20 protein-coding genes are annotated in these 20,817 nt (G+C 27.3%); 2 read left to right on the plus strand and 18 right to left on the minus strand.

Annotation, left to right across the window (positions count from 1 at the left end):
• Nucleotides 1-533: 533 nt before the first annotated feature.
• The 6 genes from BUB83_RS11190 to BUB83_RS11215 all read right to left on the minus strand — a co-directional run bounded on the left by BUB83_RS11190 (nt 534) and on the right by BUB83_RS11215 (nt 4,468).
• Nucleotides 534-959: a hypothetical protein gene (locus tag BUB83_RS11190; protein WP_073338558.1), complete on the minus strand. Its 426-nt coding sequence runs from the start codon at nt 957-959 to the stop codon at nt 534-536.
• The gene (locus BUB83_RS11195) at nt 952-1,386 is read right to left on the minus strand and encodes a nucleotidyltransferase family protein (protein ID WP_073338559.1); all 435 of its coding nucleotides are present in this window, start codon (nt 1,384-1,386) and stop codon (nt 952-954) included. Before BUB83_RS11195 ends, BUB83_RS11190 begins: the two co-directional genes overlap by 8 nt.
• Nucleotides 1,387-1,725: 339 nt before the next feature.
• Nucleotides 1,726-2,208: a hypothetical protein gene (locus BUB83_RS11200; protein ID WP_073338560.1), complete on the minus strand. Its 483-nt coding sequence runs from the start codon at nt 2,206-2,208 to the stop codon at nt 1,726-1,728.
• Nucleotides 2,209-2,274: 66 nt separating this feature from the next.
• The gene (locus BUB83_RS11205) at nt 2,275-3,012 is read right to left on the minus strand and encodes an AAA-like domain-containing protein (protein WP_073338561.1); all 738 of its coding nucleotides are present in this window, start codon (nt 3,010-3,012) and stop codon (nt 2,275-2,277) included.
• 179 nt (nt 3,013-3,191) lie between these two features.
• Nucleotides 3,192-3,317 (minus strand): diguanylate cyclase domain-containing protein, encoded by a 126-nt coding sequence (locus BUB83_RS22940; RefSeq protein WP_423231145.1) that lies wholly within the window; start codon nt 3,315-3,317, stop codon nt 3,192-3,194.
• Between the two features lie 227 nt (nt 3,318-3,544).
• Nucleotides 3,545-4,468, minus strand: a complete 924-nt coding sequence (locus BUB83_RS11215; RefSeq protein ID WP_073338563.1) for an Rpn family recombination-promoting nuclease/putative transposase — start codon at nt 4,466-4,468, stop codon at nt 3,545-3,547.
• A gap of 243 nt (nt 4,469-4,711) precedes the next feature.
• On the opposite strand from BUB83_RS11215, the gene BUB83_RS11220 reads away from it, so the two are divergent.
• Nucleotides 4,712-5,197 (plus strand): transposase, encoded by a 486-nt coding sequence (locus tag BUB83_RS11220; protein ID WP_084133525.1) that lies wholly within the window; start codon nt 4,712-4,714, stop codon nt 5,195-5,197.
• Between the two features lie 486 nt (nt 5,198-5,683).
• Complete coding sequence (locus BUB83_RS11225) at nt 5,684-6,082, plus strand: (deoxy)nucleoside triphosphate pyrophosphohydrolase (RefSeq protein WP_073338565.1); 399 nt, start codon at nt 5,684-5,686, stop codon at nt 6,080-6,082.
• Between the two features lie 12 nt (nt 6,083-6,094).
• Here the strand turns inward: BUB83_RS11225 and BUB83_RS11230 are convergent, their stop codons facing one another.
• The 12 genes from BUB83_RS11230 to BUB83_RS11285 all read right to left on the minus strand — a co-directional run bounded on the left by BUB83_RS11230 (nt 6,095) and on the right by BUB83_RS11285 (nt 20,760).
• The gene (locus BUB83_RS11230) at nt 6,095-9,001 is read right to left on the minus strand and encodes a DEAD/DEAH box helicase (RefSeq protein WP_073338566.1); all 2,907 of its coding nucleotides are present in this window, start codon (nt 8,999-9,001) and stop codon (nt 6,095-6,097) included.
• 205 nt (nt 9,002-9,206) lie between these two features.
• Entirely contained in the window at nt 9,207-11,435 is a 2,229-nt protein-coding gene (locus BUB83_RS11235) for a restriction endonuclease-like protein (RefSeq protein ID WP_073338567.1), read from the minus strand.
• A complete protein-coding gene (locus BUB83_RS11240; protein ID WP_073338568.1) occupies nt 11,410-11,754 on the minus strand; it encodes a hypothetical protein in 345 nt (114 codons plus the stop codon). The genes BUB83_RS11235 and BUB83_RS11240 overlap by 26 nt, the downstream gene beginning before the upstream one ends.
• A 32-nt stretch (nt 11,755-11,786) precedes the next feature.
• Nucleotides 11,787-13,493, minus strand: a complete 1,707-nt coding sequence (locus BUB83_RS11245; protein ID WP_073338569.1) for an AIPR family protein — start codon at nt 13,491-13,493, stop codon at nt 11,787-11,789.
• Between the two features lie 125 nt (nt 13,494-13,618).
• A complete protein-coding gene (locus tag BUB83_RS11250) occupies nt 13,619-14,752 on the minus strand; it encodes a hypothetical protein (RefSeq protein ID WP_073338570.1) in 1,134 nt (377 codons plus the stop codon).
• A gap of 1 nt (nt 14,753) precedes the next feature.
• On the minus strand, nt 14,754-15,422 hold the full coding sequence (locus BUB83_RS11255) for a MutH/Sau3AI family endonuclease (protein WP_073338571.1): 669 nt from the start codon (nt 15,420-15,422) through the stop codon (nt 14,754-14,756).
• A gap of 173 nt (nt 15,423-15,595) precedes the next feature.
• Entirely contained in the window at nt 15,596-16,525 is a 930-nt protein-coding gene (locus BUB83_RS11260; protein WP_073338572.1) for a type II restriction endonuclease, read from the minus strand.
• Between the two features lie 62 nt (nt 16,526-16,587).
• Complete coding sequence (locus tag BUB83_RS11265) at nt 16,588-17,499, minus strand: DNA adenine methylase (RefSeq protein ID WP_073338573.1); 912 nt, start codon at nt 17,497-17,499, stop codon at nt 16,588-16,590.
• Between the two features lie 12 nt (nt 17,500-17,511).
• Nucleotides 17,512-18,264 (minus strand): DNA-methyltransferase, encoded by a 753-nt coding sequence (locus BUB83_RS11270; RefSeq protein ID WP_073338574.1) that lies wholly within the window; start codon nt 18,262-18,264, stop codon nt 17,512-17,514.
• A 131-nt stretch (nt 18,265-18,395) separates the two neighbouring features.
• Nucleotides 18,396-19,118 carry a DNA methyltransferase gene (locus tag BUB83_RS11275; RefSeq protein ID WP_073338575.1) on the minus strand — a complete coding sequence of 241 codons (723 nt, stop codon included), beginning with the start codon at nt 19,116-19,118 and terminating at the stop codon, nt 18,396-18,398.
• Between the two features lie 509 nt (nt 19,119-19,627).
• Nucleotides 19,628-19,927: a hypothetical protein gene (locus BUB83_RS11280; protein ID WP_143160528.1), complete on the minus strand. Its 300-nt coding sequence runs from the start codon at nt 19,925-19,927 to the stop codon at nt 19,628-19,630.
• Nucleotides 19,928-20,070: 143 nt separating this feature from the next.
• The gene (locus BUB83_RS11285; protein ID WP_073338577.1) at nt 20,071-20,760 is read right to left on the minus strand and encodes a nuclease-related domain-containing protein; all 690 of its coding nucleotides are present in this window, start codon (nt 20,758-20,760) and stop codon (nt 20,071-20,073) included.
• Nucleotides 20,761-20,817: the final 57 nt, after the last annotated feature.

Below are 20,817 nucleotides of genomic sequence, written 5' to 3' on the forward strand. Positions count from 1 at the left end.
ACCATGTTGAATAATTTAGTACTGTCTTCTATACAGACCAACATATCGACCTTATCGTTTGGGATTTCGGAGCTTTCAGCTTCAACCTCATTCGGCTTATGGCCCACATGTTTACTATCTACGCTTAGACCTTTGGGTCGCCCCAAACAACTCAAGACTCGCTAATGGCTGCTGGTTAAGCTTTACCATACGGGATTGCCACCCGTTATACATTGTGACCTATCTTGGCGCACGGCCAGACCCTTTACAAAAATTGTAAATATATTTTTCTTTATTTCTTCACTTATAGATTTATTGATTAATTGCTCGTAGATACCTGTTTTAAGTTTCATGATAACCTCTCTTATATATGAAATCGTTTCCTTGTTAGTTAAAATTTTACATAATAATGAGTTTTCCTTTAATATCTAAAAGAAAAAGGCTTAGTAATCATCAATAGATTACTAAGCCTTTTTTTCTATCAGAATATTTTTACATAAATGTAAAATAAGCACCCCTGGGGTGTTTGCGAAATCTTTAGATTGAGCTTGCTATTATCTTAAATATCCTTTAATAAAATCATATATATCTTCTATTGTAATCTTATTATTCTCTAAGAACTCAATAAGCCCTTCTATAGGGGGCTGCTTGTATCTATGTCCTATTTTATTTCTTATTAATCTAGCAGAATTTAGAAACTGAACGTGCTCTGTCTTTAAATAACCTCTTTTATTTAAACATGAAATTGCCTTATCAATAGACATACCAATTTCATATAAATTATACTCTCTTAAAATCATAGAGATAAAATCCTCATATATTATAAATAAGCTTAAGTATTTGTATTTAAGACTGTTGGAAAATTCATCTTTAAGCTCTTCATTCATATTGTATTTTTTGACTAATTCAATAGATTTATTTAAATCTTTAGTTGTTGTATCTAAATCATATAATAATTTTTTTAATCGTTCTTTATTCAAATCCAAGAACCTCCCTATCTAAAATACACCAAAATTCCTCATTTTCTTTATAAAGCCTATCATAAAAGTCTATAGCTTCATCTAATAGCTTATCCCTAATTATAATAAATTTACTATTTAAAGCTGCAATTTTAATAACATTGCTTATATTTTCATCATTTATATCTATTAAATCTATATTTCTTTGTAATTTACTCTCTAGAATTTGTGTTAATTCTAGCTCCTTGCTAAAAGATATTTTATCTTCACCAATTATAGCTATATCTATATCAGATTCTTCATTAAAATCATCTTTTGTAAAGCTACCGAAAATAATCACATTACTTACTCTATTATTCAAAAATATATTTTTAAATTCTTCACTCATAATTATTTCTAATAGTTCTTCTTTAGTTTTTAAATCATCTGTATAGCCTTCATAAAACATAGATTTTTCTCCCTTATTTATAATAATTACTTCTACTAATTATTATATCCCAATCATTGCCTTATAACCATAGTGTGTAATTTCAATCTATCAATTTTTTTATATTTTTATTCCTATAAGCAAGCTTAATCTAAAGATTTCGCAAACAGTAGAGTAAGTCAGAGGCTCATCGCCTCCTCATCAAACTTATCCCGACTTTTAAATTATTATAAATGCTAAAATAACATTGTAGGAAGTTGCTAATATTTTGATATACAACATTGACAAAAATCTTTATACTATTAATGGGTGATGAAGATGGATTTTAGCATAAACATTAATACTGAAAATGACAATTCTTTAATATTTCATGATACTTAGCGCCTCTCCATTTTCTTTTATAAAGCTTGATTTAGTATTATATAAACTAATATTTTTAGTTACTGTTCTTATTTTTGAGATCATGTAATTATAGATTATTTCCTCAAATATTTTATTGCTTATCTCCACACCATCTTTGCTTTTTTTTAATATCCCATAAGTTAATCCTACACTTATTATTGGATCTAATGGATTAAAAATTATTTGCTCCCCATGAATTAAAATTCTCTTTGTTAAATCATAAAGTTCATTGTTATTTTCTAAATTTTTAACTATACTTTCAAATAAAGTATTTGCTTCTTCATTAATTATTTTAACTGCTTTTTTAACATCTTCTTTAGTCCAAGGCTTTTTACAATCTTTATTTATTTTTTCATCTATAATCTGGCAAAGTCTACTTACTAAATAAGGGTATCCATTTGTGAAAAAATATAATTCCTCACTATAGGTATCCCAGTTCAACTATTAATTTATACGTGTCCAAAACTCCTAAAAACGTGGAGATTTTGTACAAGTATAAATTAAGTTTCACAGTGGGATCCCTATAATTGATTTAATATCAAAATTTAAATTATTAACTTTTGAATATTTCTCCAACATAGTTGAAATCTCTTCTGGTAAAAAACTCATATCTACATTAAAATCAACTGCAATATTCCAAGGCGAATTATATTTTGCCTCTTCTTCTAGCCTTAGCTTTAATTTTAGACTCTTAACATCATACATTCCAACTAAAATAACTGATTTAAAAGTATAATCTTTACCAATTTCTCTAGCCAAATATTTATTTCTGAGCATTCCTATAAAACTTAAAAATAGTTGGTTATTTGAACTTTTATCTACTTCATCTATAAATAAAACAACTTCCTTTGGAGCATTCTTAACAAAGTTGGTTATTGCCCTAGATAAATCTTTTATATTATGTACATTATTAGCTAAATAAACAAGTCTTCTACTCTCTTCTTCATAAGTTAATTCTATATTCTCACTTAACAGTTCAATAAAAACCTTTGAAAACTCTTCTTCATCTTGAAAAACCTTATCTCCAATTCCTTCAAAGCTAATATTTATAACTAAATATTCTTCCCCCATAGTGTTAACTAATCCATTTAAAGTTGTTGTTTTGCCATATTGTCTTGGTTTATTTATAGTAAAATAAAATTCATTATCTATAAGTTCTTTTATTTGCTCAAGCTTATTTGTTATATCAACCATGTAATGTTTTCTAGAAACACAAACTCCTGCGCTATTAAATTTCTTTTTCATAAACTTATAAATACACCACCGTTCTAAATTTACATAACTACTCTTATATAATTATACCCTAATGAATTAATTTATAAAACAAGTTCAGTAGAAGTTATTAGCAACAAAAATCGTTCATTTTATTTACAATTTTTGTAAAGTACCTGACCCCTTACAAAAACTGGAACAGTTTTTGTTGCTCATAAATGCCCATAATAATCATTTAATTGTTTAAAGTAATCAATATCCAAAAATATTATTGCTAATAATTTTTGTTGTTTATAAGCATATGTATACATTTCCTCATTTTTTTGATTTATTATTATTTTTTAATTATAGCATATATTTTTTTATAATAGGAAGCAAAACAAATCATTCACTCCGTTCACAATTTTGTTTTACTTACGTAAGGTATGTCTATAAATTTTACACCCCAGAGCTATTGCTAAAGAAAGGCTGTAGTAAAATACAAATTATTTTCAGGATTTTTCCTATACTTTTTTGATTAAACTAAAAAACTGCCATTACTGGCAGTTTCATTAAATCTCTGTTGCTAATCAATAAATTTTTTATTTAATTCAGTTAATTTTTCTACAGATAGTTTTGAAATTTTAGCCACCATCTCAATATCTAAACCTAGCTTTAATGCTTCTATTGCTGATTGTTCTCTACCTTCTTCTCGCCCTTCTTCTCGCCCTTCTTCCCTTCCCTCAATCCAACCCTCTTCTTTAGCTGTAGACATTATATCCCTTTCTATGGCTATAGATTCTAAATGCTTTTCATAGGACCTTCTATCTTTTTGATCTAATTTTGTAATATTTAATTGCTTTTCTGCTTCTTTGATATATTTAGACTTAAATTCTTTTTTGATTTCTGAATTTTTAAGCATATATATCCACTCATCTATATCCTCTTTTACAGTATTCTTAAATCTCTCTATATTAATCAAGTAGTATTCTGGAAAAATATTTACTTTTTCTTTAAAATTTACTTTATCTTCCCCTTTATCATCAATCTGCACTACTTTATTTTTTACTTTTAATTTTTCATTTGTATGCATTCCGTAAAATTCTGTGGTTCCATAATAAATATAATCTTTTCCAGTGCCTAAATTAAAGTACAATATACTTACAGAAATAACCTTTGAAATTTCTTTATATTTATCTCCTAATTTAAAGTAATCCACTATAACTTTAGAACTTCCATAAAGAACTCTTTCTAAGTAATCAGATTCTCTTTCATTTTGTATTTCAACTATTATCTTTTCTTTATTTTCATCTTCAACAAGAATATCTACTCTATTAAATTTGTTTGTTTCACTAGTTTGATTTCCTTCGCTCTCTAAAATATTTAAAATAACAATATCTTTTTTAAGTAGTGCTGTTAGCAATCCTTCTAAAACCTTAAAGTTACTTTTATCCCGTAACATTTTCTTTATAAACCAATCAAATCTTATTAATTTATTTGAATTTTCCATCTGATTCACCTCCTCTCTTTATACACTCTTTAGTAATAATTTTACCATATATGTACTTTTTTAAACACTTTTATTATATTTAATTTGGCTTCGCTCAAAATTGAGCTCTCCCTTTGCCAAAACCTTAATCACTCCTAGAGTATTATCAAATAAGGCTCTTGTAAAGTTATTTCCATCTGGATTTTATTATAGTTTTCTTTTTCTTCCTTAAATAGTGAAAATCTAAGAGAAGTATTTGGGTATATTGAAAATCAAAACTCTAAAGTTGCACGTGCGCAATCTTCTGCTTTATACGATGTAGAAAATGATATGATAATAGCATCGAAAATAACTCACTATAAAACTGGCGAAAGAGCTATAGCAGAAGAAATGATAACTAAACTGTGTGAATTAGGAACACGTAATGATTTATTATTATTTGATAGAGGATATCCATCTAGAGATTTTATAAAGTTTATTGAAGAAAAACAGTTAAAATATTTAATGAGCGTTAGTAGTGCATTTTTAAAAGTAGTTGTTAATGCCCCAGATAAAGATCAAGTTATAGAGGTCAAATATAAGGGTGACTTACTAAAGATGAGAGTATTAAAATTTGAATTAAATTCTGGGGTAATAGAAACATTAATAACAAATATTTTTGATGAAGACTTTTCAGTAGCAGATTTTAAAGAACTTTATTTTATAGGGTTCCCATTGCGAAACTTAATTTATACTTGTTCGAAAATCTAGACGTATCAACTAGTTTTGGACATGTATAAATTAATAGTTGAAGTGGTTTGTCTATAAATAGAATGAATAAAAAAAGAGCTCTTTAAAATACATCTATATGTCTATTTGGTAAAATCTTCATTACAAGTAGTGGAGGTTTATTTGCCATATTTAAAATTATGGATTTAGCTTTATGACATTGCCCCTGGGGTACTGCCAAAGAAAAGTTGTAGTGAAACGAAAGACTCTCTTTGGTTGCTAACTAAGGCACAATTACCCTTGTTATAAGGTTTTTCCCAAGAGCTTCCTTGGTCAAATCAAAAAAGAACCGCCAAATAAATGACAATTCTTTAATATTTCATTTTTTTTTGCTAAATGGCTTGTTCCTGGAAAATATTTCACCTCTGGGGTGTTTGCGAAATCTTTAGATTGAGCTTGCTAACTAATGATAAGCAACAAATATTGAATTTTCCTAAAATATATGATACTGTAACCTAGGGTGATGATATGAAAAAAACAATAAAAGTTGTGGGTGCTATAATTGAAAATGATAATAATGAAATATTATGTGCTCTTCGTTCTCCTGAAATGACTTTACCAAACCAGTGGGAATTTCCAGGTGGTAAAGTTGAGAGCAATGAAAATTTGGACCAAGCCATAGTAAGAGAGATATATGAAGAATTAGGTTGTTATATAGAGAGCAAAGAAGTATTTTATGACACTAATTATGAGTACGATAAAATTATAGTAAATCTTATAACCTTAAAATGTAAAATAAAAAGTGGAAGTCCAACGGCATCAGAACATTCAAAATTGATCTGGTTAAAAAGAGAGAATCTTAAATCTTTAATTTGGGCTCCAGCGGATATTTCTGCTGTAGATAAATTAGTAGAGGAAAAGGCTTAGTAATCAGTAAGATTACAAGCCTTTTTCTTTTAAGGGTCTAACATCATTTATAAATTCAGTAAATATTTTAACAGGTATTTCATGCTGAAGTTTAAAAGTTATGGTTATTGGTTTTTCGCCATGATGAGCTAGAGTGTCACCTTTTCCTATATAGATATATGGTTGGATTTTTCCGTCGATTTCTTTATATTTTCTTATAAATAGATGTAGATTTATGTTTCTAATCTTGTTAAAAATTATATTATTTCCTCTTTCTGAACTAGAAGAAGTACTATTAGGTGTTTGCCATTGAAACTCCTGACGATTTAAAAATTTATCTTCATAGTTTATGCTTTCTTTTATATCAGCTTCTTTATGTAAGTCTATAAATAGGAAATACTCGTTGCCATTAGTAAGTAAGCCACTACCCCTAAAAGAACTATGAATTTTCTTGTAGTTAGAAAGTAAAGCTACATCTATCATTTGATATTGCTCATAAAGTTTGAAAAAAGGTACTCCATAATAAGTAGAACCAAATTCTTTTCTATATCTAATAATTCCGTAGTTAATAATATCTTCTATATAAGATTTATAAATACTGTTTTTAAGTAGAAGTTTAAAATTATCATTTATTTTTAATTTTTCATTTTCATAATTAAAGAGTTTTATACCCCTACTTTTTTGGCCAGAATCAAGATAGTTTCCATTTAAACATTCAAGGGCATGTTTAACACTATTCATATCAATATATTCTAGATATTTTAGAATTTCATTCTTAGCAGAACTTGTGGAAATTTCTTCATTCTTTAATAAATATTTTATTATACTAAATTCGTGGATTCTTTTAATGGGTAAGAAATTTGATAATTCTTTTAAAGTATTTAAAAATAGTTCATTTTCCAGATAACCTTTTAATTCCTCATCTTTTTCTACCTTAGCCACAAAATTAATATAGGTTTTTTCTTTATTTATAAATTTTATAGGATCGGGAGCACCTTCATATTTGATATAATCCATTAAGAAATTTGGAGTTTTACCACCATTCATTTTTTTGAATTCAAAATATTCTTCTTTTAAATATTTTAAGGAGTTAAAGTTTTCATTCTCTATTTGCTCTAGTATTCTAGCCTGAGATATTCTATCCATTTGAATGTGAGTACACCCAGGAAGAGATGGAAAACCAGTGCATAGAGCTACTCTTAAGCTATCCTTGTCATAATATCTTTCACCATTTAATGCAATGGCAATTAAAAAAGCTTTATTATGATTCCCAATAAAATCAAGTACAGTTAAGAATTCTTTGTTATCATGTTTTCTAAGGCCTCTTCCTAATTGTTGAATAAAGATAATGGGTGATTCTGTTGGCCTTAACATCAAAACGCTATTTATTGATGGAATATCTACACCTTCATTGAAGATATCAATAACAAATATAACTTCTAATTCATCTTCATCATTTTCTAATTTTTTAATATAGTTTTCTCTTTCATTCACAGAGTTTTCAGAAGATAAAGCAATACTTTTTATACCCTTTTTATTAAATTCCTCTGCCATAAATCTAGCATGTTCTTTACTAGCACAGAAACCCAAAGATTTTCTTTTAAGACCATCATGTCCATAAAAATTCATTTTTTCAATTATAAAATCAACTCGCTTATTTACATTCAATCTTTTGGTTAGTTCTTGAATATTATCCATATTAATAAATTGTAAATCCACATCTCTTATATCTGTTATGCCAAAGTAATGAAAAGGGATTACTAATTCTTCTTCAAGAGCGTCGTGCAATCTAACTTCCAAAGCAACATTGTTATCAAAAATCTCAAATATACTTGCACCATCACATCTTTCAGGAGTGGCAGTCATTCCAAGAAGAAATTTAGGTTTAAAATAGTCCATGATTTTTTCATAACTAGGACTTGATGCGTGGTGAGCTTCATCAATTATTATATAATCAAAAGTATTTTCCTTGAAATCTTCATAATGCCTGGACATAGTTTGTATTGTGGAGAATAGATAATTAGCATCTTTCTCTTTGGACGTGCCCGTAAACAAACCTGTGGATCTTTTATTTGTATCAATAAGAATTTCAAAGGTCTCCTTTGCTTTTCGTAAGATTTCTTCTCTATGAACGATAAAAAGCATTTTTTCGGGGTCAACATTTCTAACATCAAAAGCCGACATAAAGGTTTTACCTGTGCCAGTGGCAGCGATAACTAAAGATTTCTTTTCACCGTGTTCTCTCAGTCTATTTAAATTCTCAATAGCTTTTATTTGCATTGAATTTGGTAGAATAGTTTTTGTATAGGTGAAATTTCTTCTATTAAGGCTTTTCCCATTTTTCAATTCTTTTATATATTGCTCATACTTAATTAGAAAATCCTCATCTACAACTTCGGTGATTTCCCATAGTTTTTGGTATTCCTTTAATACATTTTGAACAAAAGCATTGTCTTCTTTGGATACAACTTGCACATTCCATTCAATATTACTTTTTAAAGCTCTTTGAGTTATATTTGAGGAACCAATGATAATTTTATAATTTTCTGCGTATTCAAATATATATACTTTTGTGTGAAAGCCTAGGTCTTTGGTGGTTACAAATATTTTTAAATCTATGTTATTGAAATTCTTTATTTTTTCTAAGGCTTTGGGTTCTGTAAAATTAAGATATGTGGAAGTAATTATCCTACCAGTTATTTTATTTTCATTTAAATCGTTAAAGCTTTCTAGTAGAAGTTGGAGTCCACTAAAATTAATAAAGGCCACACTAAAATCAAAACTGATACATTCTTTTAAGGATTTTTCTATCTCGTTTAAGAGATTCCCTTCATAGGAGTTTATGATTAGTTTATTATTAATTTCATCTTCAGTGATAGCAACTTCAATTTCCTTTGACAATAAATCAGCATATATTGTTTTGTTTTTTATATCTAACATTAATAGCCTTCTTTCTGAAAGTTTAATACTATCTATAGTAATAGAATATTTTCATATAAATGTAAAAATAAGCACCCTTGGGGTAGTTGCGAAACCTAGGTTGAGCTTGCTAATACTCACTTATAAAACTATAATTGTTAGTATTTTCAGTATCTACTATAAATAATCTTTTCATTTATAATCAACTCCTTCAATGCTACACAAATCAATAAGTCACCATTTTCCTCTTCAACTCAACTAGCTCCCTATACTCCCCCAAATCCCTAATCCTAAGTTCAGCCACCCTCTCCACATTATCCAAAAGAAACTTAGAAGTATACATTATCTTCCTAACATTAAAATCCTCTATCCTAATTTTCTTATCTCTTTTCTCCCATTTTTCCACTTCAAATCTCACATAAAGTTCATCATTCTTCTTAGGTATTTCAACTATCTCACTTCTCTTAACAATCTTAATTTCCGAAACCTTACCCACATAACTTATTCCAGATACTTCTTCACCAAATAATTTCTTTGATTGTGATATAGCTATATACTCTACAGCGTTTTTAACTAAATTTACGTTTTTCAAATTCGTATGATAGAAATTATTATCCACATTTATTTTTAATTGTTCCACATTTTTCAAAGTTCCTATCAACACATTTCTTCTAGTAAAATCTTCTTCTCTCGGGTACAAATCTCCCCCAATTTGCTCAATAGTTCTTTCATATGCAGACAATGATGTTTCTTCAATAAGCTCCTTCAAGAATTCTTCCATTAAATTTGTTGAGCTTGGTAGGAATGGGATTCCCCCAATATTAACTTCTTCTATTGTTTTATAAAAACGATGGTTTTTATATTCTTCTTCATTATTGTATGGAAATAAAACGTAAGCTCCAAACACATTTTTATTTATATATTTATTTTCCTTATTCTCAAATACAATTGCATCTCTATATCTATGCATTGTATTAATATCAACTTCTGTTGGCCCTGGGGTTTTGTATTGATTTTTATAGCTTGTACCCTCAATAGCTTGATCAATTTTATATTTTGCATCAAATATATATTTATAAACGATTTCTTCTCCATTAGTTTTCTTGGTAATAGAAAGCACATTATCTGGTTTCTGTCCTACGGTTTTTGAATTTTCTTTGGAGTTATAGCTTACAGTAAATATTTCTCCATCATTAAGATTTTGATATTTAACTTCTGCGGTATGCCCTTTTTTTAATGTAACAAAAACCCCTTCTCTATTAACTTTGATAATGTCACTTTTTATTAATTTGTATTTCTTCTTGAATAATGAATTAATTTTTATAAAGCACCAATATTCATATAGCAGGGACAGGTCTTTCATTGATATTCTAAAAATATCTCCTTTTAATGACAGTCCTTTTTTCAGCATTAAATAATATCCGTAAACTTCTTTATACCCGCTGGCCATTCTAAATACTAATGAGGATGGTGTCATGTATTTAAATTCACTTACATTTTTGAGAAAACTATTATTTAGCACTCCATTTAATTCATTGATCATGCTATCAACTTTAGATAAAAACATTTCATCTTCTTTTCTCATTAATTCTTTATATCTCTTTTTTATTTCCTTAAGCTTTATTATTATTGATTTAAGCATATATTTTAAAAATCTATTTTCATTTGTATCAAATGTATTGATTTTCTTTACTTCCATTGCTTTTATAGGCAAATATTCTCCATTAGTTTCTATAAGATTGAAAGGTCTTTTCCCCAACCATTTAATCATTTCGTTATTAACTTTTTTTATCTTATGATATGGTTTTATATTACTTTGCTTCTCAAGGGTATGATGAGGATATTGAATAATCACCTTAATAGAATCCATCATTTTTCTATAAACATAATTTAAAATGCTGTAATATTCCGTAAGACTGTTTACCATCCTATGGTCAATTTGTCTATTTAAATATGTCTTTTTTAGAAAATCGAAAGCAAGATTATAGATTTCTTCATTAATATCAGTCATGATTTCCTTATAATCTTTCTTATAATCCATTTTTGATGGAAAAACTTCTAGAGTTATATTAATGTACTCCCTACCATCCATCAGAATAATAATGTCAGAATAACCAATTTCATTACCAAAGTTTATGTTTCCTGTAAAAACTCTCTTGCTTTTACCTTTAGCCGTTATGGAATTTCTTATATTAGGATTTTGATGGTTTATTTCAATTTTATGATTTGAGGCATCATCAATTATCTCTAAATAGAACTCATAATTTTGATTTTCATAAAAGTATCCACTACCAGTATCTTTATTAATTATTTCATCATTTAAAATTACATGAGTAAATCCTATTTGTTCTTCTGAAAAATTCAAATTATCTTTTCCACTAATAGTTATATATATTTTCTTTGTTTCAAGTTTAAGTAATTCTCTTTTTTTATTCCCAGAAGGTTGTAAATCCATCTCTTGAATACCTCCAAATCATTTTCAAAAGCTTCTCTGATGTTTTGGTATATTCCTTATCTTTATAATGTTTCTCCATCTTATTATAAATTTCCCAATCAATATAATCTAAATCTTTATCACTTTTAAAGCCTGTTAGATAGATAAAGATATTAATCAAGCTATCAAAAGTATCTTTGCTACTTCCACCTATTCTAGTTATAATCTTTTGTTTTATGCAATAATCTAAAGCTTGCTCAAATGAAATTCCTAGCTTTTCTGCATAAAAACATTTAACCTCTGTGGTATTTGCGAAATCATTTATTGATCTTGCTAACAAAAATTGTGAATGGAATTAACAATTTTTGTTGCTCAAATAATCTTTATGCATAGTTCATTATCTATATAGTCTTTAAATCCCTTTTTTATCAACTTCCTAGATTCAGTTCCTTCTACCTTACATTCTCTAAGAAATTTTTCCAGTAATTCTACGGACTCTTCAATACTATTTTTAGTAAATGAAATAATATATACTATATAAAATATTTTTTGATCCGATACACTATACCCATTGGCATTTTCTTTGTAAATTTTTTGAATTTCTATAAACTTTTCAGCCAAATTCTTACACCTTTCTAAAGAAAAATGCTCCGACTTGAATATTTCGTTATAATAATCTTGAAATAATCTCCTTTTTTGATTACTTGCCCTATCTGGATATCCGATTGCTGAATATAAAATCTGTGCTAATTTTTCCATGGAAATTCTAAATAAATATTCCTTATCTATTTTACCTAAATCTCCTGATTTTCTTGTATATAAAATATCTAACTCTGAAAAATATTTTTCTATTTGAATTTGGATGCTATCAATAGATTTCAAATCAACATCAGATATCGCATTTTGACTATTTGTATATTCAGCAATAGAATTTTGCAAAGGATCATCTCTATTTGTTTTAAAAATTCTTAATAAAACATATGCCTCACGTAGCTTTGTTATCTTATCTGTATCATAATCTTCATTCAGAAAATTATATATTGACCTAATAGTTTGTCCACCATTAACTATTTGAAAATTTTCTATTATAAAAAGATACTTCATACCACTATTTTTAGGATCACATTCTATCTTTTCTGCTGTTAATGTTATTCCATTATTAAACATAAAGAAATATTCATGAGTTCTTTTTAATGTATCTATAATATTTTTATTATATTTAGTCTCTCCTAAGAAACCTCTAACATTATCATATAATAGTGAAAAATCTAATCTTGAATTCAATATTTCTTGGTCATCTTCAATAAAATAATTATTGGATAGTATTTCATTGTCTGAAGTTATTCTTATTAAATCTAATAATGATAATTTAAGTATATACGATTTTTGTGTTGACTTTTCGTCACATTGAAAAGATAAAAACTCATTTGGAGTTATCATAAAACTACTTTTACGATCTTCTCTCTTCTCATTAAAAAAGCTTATTATATCATCTAAAGAAATATTCACAACTTTCATCCCATAGCTTTTTTCTAATATTTTTATATATTCATTACTATTAGCAGAAAAAGCTTTTGCTTCATTAGATACCATATACATATATATATTACAAATCTTGTTGCTATTTAGCTGTTTGATAATTTCATTGATTTTCTTATGTACTATTTTATTTACTTCTTCATCTAATATTTCATTTTGAATTAAATATTCAAGAAATTTAGTACTCCTTGATATATCCCCTTCCGTTTTTGTTTTTTCAGGATTAAATGACTTCCTATATTTAAAATTAAATAATTTAATATCTACTTCCTTATTATCATTCTCAATTATATAGACTGCATCTATACCTAAATCATCTAAATCCTTATTATATATTAACTTATTATAATAGGTATCAATTATTGTATAACACTCATCATCAGAATTCATTATTCCTGTAACATTTTCTAGTATTAAATGATAAAATCCTATACGTTCTTTATTTAAATCATCTAAAGAAATGTCTTCATCAATTAAAAGATATTCAAACATTTTTCTACTTTTCAATTTAACCAGTTTAAAATCATTTATATTTGCCATATTGTTATCTCCTAAATTTATCAATTTTAATAATTACAATTTTATTATATCAGTGAATTCTTGAACAAATAAATATTTTGAACTTGCCATTTATATTTTTTATTAATATACATATTCTAAATAAATTACGACATAATCCCACCACCACCACCTTCATCAGTTTGTCCACTATCCCATCCGGTCATTCCTTTAATTGATATAGCCTTTGGTGATTTAAGTTTCCTTTTACTCTCTGGGCAAATATCATCCATTATACATTTTGAACACTTTCTTGCATTTTTAAGACAATTTTTTTTACCAATAGATTTATATATCAAATAATCCATAGAAGCAGGTGCAGGTGGACACGAATTATCAGGTAATTGTTTCCATAAATTCCACACATATCTCCATGCCTCTTGTGTCTTATCATCGGTTAATCCATATTGAAGCCCATAAATATCTAAATAGCTTGCCAATAGTGGTATTGATGGTTGCAATAAACCTGTTCTTAAAGCTACTCTCATAGTATTTGCATCGCTTGCTACATTTAAATATTCTAAATTTTTATTGGTTTCCCATACTCCCCAATCTAACATATCCCTAATAAACATATCTGCTTTCTTTCTACTAAAACCAATACCAAGATCTCCTGCCAATAAATTTCTAACCTCTAATACATCTTGATTACATAATTCAAATATTTTATAAGCTTCTCCATCACAATTTTCTAATAGAAACTTTGCTGCTCCTTTCATCCATTTAGCTCTTTTATCGCCTTGTGATCCCGTTGCTTCTAAATAGTTCAAAAATTTAAATATAATATTATCATCTTTGATTATATCCTCAGCATTAAACCATTCTGGATTAATCTTATATTCTTGAAATGGATCTCTTCCCTTCTTATAAATATTAATCTTAAAATCTTGTATTGCAGTAAAAAATCTAACATTAGCTATATTATTTTTAGATATTCCCCTTTTATCTATAGAGGGACTTATTTCAATTTCACTAAATTTATTTTTATTAGAAAAAATCTCATCAAATTTTAAAGCTATTTTTAATGCTTGCTCATGGTCAATTTTAAAATTTAAGATAGTTTCATGATTTTTTTTCCAATATTCATGAAACTCTGATATATACCCATTACTATTTTGATAAAAATATTTATTTAATTTATCAAGAAAAATCCTTGAAGATTCTATTTCATCTATGTGGATTTTTTCAGATATACCTATTTTATTAAGTATCTCTTCTAGCAATTCATTAATAGACCTCATATTAAAAATCCTCCTCATTTGAGTCTAATGAAGAAATATACTTTATAAAATCCTTTTTAAAATAAAAAGCGTGATTTTTATTAGAAACATTCTTACCATAGATATTAGAGTAAATTGAGTGATAAGGTTTTGAATCTTTGCTTCTAATCTGAATAAATTTTCCATTAGATGTGTGAATATATCCATCATCACCATTTTCTATGTGTTCTTTTAACTGGCAACAAATATTATAATAATCTTCTTCTAATTGTTTTTCTAATTCTCTAAACTTATCCATCTGCAAATTTATATGTGTGGGTTTCTTAAAAAACCATTCCAAAGGTTGTCCATCTTTACAAATTGGTACATACAAAATGTTGTTGATCTTTTCATACAGATGAGTTTCATGAAAATCCCTTTTATTTATTAAATCATCAATAATGCCACTTACCTGAGTTATAAAAATAGTTTCTTTTGGATTTCCTGATTTGTCACATTTATTTGTTTTTAATTCTCCATCTTCAAAATCAAGTGTTGTGTTAGAATTTTTTAACCCAAGTGCAATTTCTAATAGTTGTCCTGTTTTACCCTTGTTTTTGATAATATCAACCATGTCTTCTTCTTTTAAAAGTTGACCCAATTTTATATTGATAATTTCATTAAGCCTTATCTTTGCTTCTTCTAGTCTCATTTTGCTCACCTCAAATAAATATTACCATTATATTCTTACAATATCAATCATTGTATCAAAGCCCTTTATTTTAAATATTAAAAGCTATAAATTTGTTGAATAAAAAAAAGATACTTCTGATTTTATTTATCAAAAGTATCTTTCTATTCAAATTTAAATAATCTATTAAAGTTTTAAAAATTAATTCTGTTTTCTAATATTTCTTCAAGTACTCCTTGTTGCATCATATCTAAATTCAATAAATACTTGATATGTTCAAATGTTTCCTGAAGTGGTTTTTTAGCTGTAAACCAGCCTTTACCATCAGTTATCCAAACAAATTCATATCCATCTGATGTAATTAAATCATATAAAGTTTTGTATTCTCCTGCAGTAGATTTTAATTTTGAACCTCCACCACCATAATAGTTAGTTTCAACTAAAAATAAATTATCTTTTGTATTTATTGCAAAATCAAATCTTCTACTAGCTTTATCTACTTTTACTTCTCTTCCCCATTTTTCTTTAATTCTACTTGGAGTTGCTTGATTTATGTATTCATAATCATTCTCTATACATATTTTCTTAATAAATAGCTCAACAAGATCTTCCATTGCTGTTCCTGAGCGATTTTTTCTACCGTTACTGTCCAGACCTACTTCTACCCCTAGCACATAATCAACCAAGTTCTTTACTTTTTTATTTTTTATAATTTCTAAAACTCCTGTTTTTTTAGTAAATTCTATAGCTTTATCAATTTCATCTTCGCTCAATTTTGAACTTTTTGAAAAACTATACTCGTCAACATCAAATCTAATTTCTTCCCCTGTGTTTGGTTGCAAAATCTTAAAATTTTCCTCTCTACTAGCAACTAATACTGGTATAGCCTGCATAATTTCTGGATATTGCTTTAATAATATTTTAAATTCTTCTTCAATATTTTCTTTTCCTATTAAATAATTCAATATATTTAAACTAACTTCCAATTTAGTAACATTTTTATTTGCCTTAGTCCAATTCACAAAATAATCCCAACCTTTAATTGTATCTTTTAAAGTATCCATCAGATACTCAAAAGTTTCAGTTTTATTATCATACTCAAATTTCACTATACCTTCATCCATTTTCCCATCCCCTTAAATTTCTAACATTCTTAACCAAAATCCATATTTCTGCACTATTATATTTAATAGTTTTTAACTAATATTTCTCTTACCTTACCTCGGCCAGTTCCTTTAGAATTAATCATTCTTGAAGCATGAACCCTATCTATAGTAAAGTCGCTATATAAATCATCAAAGAACTTATCATTTTCGTCAGCATTAGTAGGATCTGAATTACTTAACATAAACAACGCTCCTCTACTATCCAATAATTTTGTCCACTCTGCTAATCTTATCTGACTCTCATCATTAAAAGATACTTTTGAATAATCTGTAAAACTAGCTGTATTGCTTAGTGGTCTATATGGAGGGTCTAAATAAACAAATGAACCTTTATCAATGTATTCAGTAAGATTTTCAAAATCTCCCGTTACAAAAGTAACACCTTCTAAAGCTTCACTTACAGCTCTTAAATTATCAAAATCACAAATTGTAACACTTTTTCTTTTACCAAAAGGAACATTATATAAACCTTTTCTATTTAATCTATAAAGTCCATTAAAACAGGTTTTATTTAACATAATCATTCTAGCAGCATGACTTATCCATTGCTCAGAATAATTTTCATAATCAATTTCAAGTTTTTCTTTATTAAAAGCTTCTCTGTGTCCATAGAATATTTCCTCTTTTTTTTCCATTTCAGATTCTAAATATTCATTTTCAACTTTTAATAAATACTCAATAAGTTCCTCAACATTATTTTGAATTACTTTATAAGTTAAAATAACTTCTTCATTTATATCATTTAAAATTACCTGTTCAAAATTATATTGAGATACTAAACTAAAAAACACTGCACCCCCGCCAATAAATGGCTCTATGTATTTTTTAACCTCCCCATTCTTTAATTTATCAGGATAATTTTCCTGTAATTGTTCCAATAATTGTGTTTTTCCACCTGCCCATTTTAAAAATGGCTTCGCTCTTTTGTTCAAATTTTTTTCCTCCTAGTCTAACTGTAATATTCTTTGTTTTGTCAGTTCTAAATAACATTCATCAATATCTATTCCAATAAATTTTCTATTATTTTCTATGGCAACTAAACCTGTTGTACCAGAACCACAAAACGGGTCCAATATTAAATTTTCTTCATTTGTACTTGATAATATGCATCTGTATAATAGCTCTTTTGGTTTTTGAGTTGGATGCTTTCCAAAAGTTTTTTCTCTTTTAGGTGTGGTAGGTATACTCCAAAAGCTTCTCATCTGCTTTCCACCATTTAATTCTTTCATAAATTTATAATTAAATGTGTGTCTAGCTTTCTTTGATTTTTTAGCCCATATTAATGTCTCATGGCTTGCTGTAAAACACCTACATCCCATATTAGGAGGTGCATTAGGTTTTAACCATGTGATTTCATTAATAATATAATATCCCATTTCTAAAAGAGCATAGGTTACTGTGTGGATATTATGATATGTACCTGAAAACCATAGAGTTCCATCATCCTTTAAAACTCTATCACAAGCCTTTAACCATTTTTTATTAAATTTAAGATCTTCTTTGAATCCATTTGATTTATCCCACTCTGCTTTATTCACAGAAACCATTTTTCCTGAGCTACAAGTTATTCCTCCATTGCTCAAAAAATACGGTGGATCTGCAAATATCATATCAACAGACTTCTCTTTTATTCCGCTTAAAACCCTTATGCAATCACCATTAAACAGCTTAAAATCATCATTCTTATAATATTTCATTCAGTGCACTCTCTTTAATTTATTTAAACATACTCTTCATTTTACTATAAAAGTCTATATAAATGAAGAGATAATGTAAAACTTCAAAAAAGCTAGTATTTTAAAATCACTAGCTTTTACCCAAATTTTCATTATACTTTTTTAAATACGAATAAATACTCATGAGCAATTAAATAAAAATTTCTTTTTATACTTAATTCTTGCCAATACTTTGTTGAGCTACAATTATGTTGTTGTTTAATTATTATTTCCTTAATTTTAAATCCTGACTTTAAAAATATATTCATAACACTAAATCCTAAAGGTACTATGTATCCATTCCTTCTAGTGTCTCCCATAAGAACTGCACAATACTTATTTGGTTTTAATACTCTATAACTTTCACTTGCAACATTGTTCATTGCTTTATAGAAATCATTTAGCTCTAATAAGGATAAATCATTTTTTAAATCCTCACTGTATTTAATAATACTAGCGTAGGGTGGATGAGTACAGATTAAATCTATTGTATTATTTTTTATATCAATTAAATTTTCTGCATTTCCTTCTTTTATAGCAATTTTTCCTTCCCCTTCAACTCCACTTACCCTAGTATTTGCTATTCTTATCGCATTAGAATTAATATCATATCCAATGGCATTTCTATTCAATAATTTAGCCTCAACTAATGTGGTTCCGCTTCCAACAAATTGATCTAGGATTAAATCATTTTCTTTAGAATATCTTAGAATTATATTTCTTGGTACATAAGGACTCCAATTACCTGGATAATCTCCTTTATGGGTAAGCCAGTTGCCCCTTTGCGGAAAACTCCATATGGTATTTGTTTCTAAATTAAAATTATTCTCCGTAATATCACCTTCCTAATAATTTAACTTATTATAAATATTCCCTTTTTCATTTTTAATAATCAATTTTAAAAAGATTCTCATTAAATTTTATAAAAATAAATAGAAGGGACTGCTACACTTAGCAGTCCTTTTATCATTACAAACATATACTTAATTTCAATTTATATTAATATCTAAATTATTGTTGCCAATGTGAGCTTTCTTTAAGGACGAACTTACTAATCCAATTTTTCCACTATCTCTTAGCTTGTCCATCTCTTCGTCCTATCATTCATTACCCATACCCAAATAAAAGCTTTCCTATTTTTATAAGACAGCTAATCATTAAAAAATTTCTAAAAATTATTGAACAATTTTCTTACCTACTGGCTTAAATTTCTTTTTCCCAACTATTTATACTATGAATACAATTTTGCCTTTTACTTAATATAAAAACCGATTCACATCAATATTATTAACTATAATGACTTATACATATATTTCCCTTAAACACTTTGTTAAATCATTTTAAATTAAGCCTTTGTAATTTCTTTTAAAAATTTCTTAACAGATGGATATTTTTCTGACTCTTCCTTTATAAGTTTTGATAATGTTATATTCCCTTGAATTTTAAAACTGTTAGCTATACCTCTTTTTAACCCGTCTGCTGATTTTCCTGAACCAATAAAGTTCAATCTATCTCCATCATAAGGATTAACATTATTCTTCTCATTTTCAATCAAATAAAGTATCCCTCGATTACTATGTGCTGGTAATTTAATTTTTTTAGATATTTCTTCAATTTTAATAGGTTTAAGGTTTGCTCTTTTCAATGCTCCATTAACTAGTGTACAAAACACTTTAGAAAGCGACAAAAACTGTTCCAGTTTTTGTAAGGGGTCATACTTTACAAAAATTGTAAATGGAATGAACAATTTTTGTTGCTTGTCTGAATTTAAAGCTACCCCTTGATTGCTTAATATTTTTTTGCTTTAATATTATCAATATGAGCTTTTTTAACTATTTCATCAGCCAATATGTATTTTTGTAATTTTGAATATAGATTATTCACTTCTTCAACTGTCATTATTTTAGGAGACTTGTCTATATCGTTCTTAATAGTACGTAGCAAACTATTTCTCTTAATAACTTTAACATTAGGAGAAGTAACAGTAATTTTCTTAAGTGTACAACGCTCACTAAATATAATATATGATTTATAAAAATCTTCCTTATTAATCCCCAATGTATCTTTCAAAGCACTAATATGTCCTTTATTCTGCCATATTGGATTATAAAATTTATTTTTCTGTTTGTTTTGAAGTGATTGAGTCCAGTTCTTATTTTTTTCATCACCAAAAATCCACCCACTATAATTCTTTGACTCAAACACATAAATACCCGTTTCTGAAAGCATTATTAAATCAACCTCTGTTGTTGAACCATCTGCCTTTGGTAAATATATATTTGTCATAAGTTTATTCTGCTTACCCAACTTTTCTAGATATGAAAAAGTCAAAAATTCACCATAATTTCCTTTATCAAATACTGTTTTAAAAAAACTATTTCCACTAGCAATTTTGTACTTTGATCCCCTATATCTACTGTATTTTGGTAAAATAATTATTCCTACTGCCACTAAAAAATAAAATATTAATATTTCCAACTAGTATCACCCCTAATTTGCATTTTTTTAAAATTCTCTGATTCTATGTAAAAAAAA

Source organism: Clostridium grantii DSM 8605 (assembly GCF_900129965.1).
GTDB lineage: Bacteria > Bacillota > Clostridia > Clostridiales > Clostridiaceae > Clostridium_AF > Clostridium_AF grantii.

Excerpts from the sequence above, each read along its gene's own strand:
- BUB83_RS11195 (WP_073338559.1), bottom strand. The coding sequence starts at position 1,386 with ATGTTTTATGAAGGCTATACAGATGATTTAAAAACTAAAGAAGAACTA.
- BUB83_RS11205 (WP_073338561.1), bottom strand. The coding sequence starts at position 3,012 with ATGAAAAAGAAATTTAATAGCGCAGGAGTTTGTGTTTCTAGAAAACAT.
- BUB83_RS11215 (WP_073338563.1), bottom strand. The coding sequence starts at position 4,468 with ATGGAAAATTCAAATAAATTAATAAGATTTGATTGGTTTATAAAGAAA.
- BUB83_RS11225 (WP_073338565.1), top strand. The coding sequence starts at position 5,684 with ATGAAAAAAACAATAAAAGTTGTGGGTGCTATAATTGAAAATGATAAT.
- BUB83_RS11230 (WP_073338566.1), bottom strand. The coding sequence starts at position 9,001 with ATGTTAGATATAAAAAACAAAACAATATATGCTGATTTATTGTCAAAG.
- BUB83_RS11235 (WP_073338567.1), bottom strand. The coding sequence starts at position 11,435 with ATGGATTTACAACCTTCTGGGAATAAAAAAAGAGAATTACTTAAACTT.
- BUB83_RS11245 (WP_073338569.1), bottom strand. The coding sequence starts at position 13,493 with ATGGCAAATATAAATGATTTTAAACTGGTTAAATTGAAAAGTAGAAAA.
- BUB83_RS11250 (WP_073338570.1), bottom strand. The coding sequence starts at position 14,752 with ATGAGGTCTATTAATGAATTGCTAGAAGAGATACTTAATAAAATAGGT.
- BUB83_RS11255 (WP_073338571.1), bottom strand. The coding sequence starts at position 15,422 with ATGAGACTAGAAGAAGCAAAGATAAGGCTTAATGAAATTATCAATATA.
- BUB83_RS11260 (WP_073338572.1), bottom strand. The coding sequence starts at position 16,525 with ATGGATGAAGGTATAGTGAAATTTGAGTATGATAATAAAACTGAAACT.
- BUB83_RS11270 (WP_073338574.1), bottom strand. The coding sequence starts at position 18,264 with ATGAAATATTATAAGAATGATGATTTTAAGCTGTTTAATGGTGATTGC.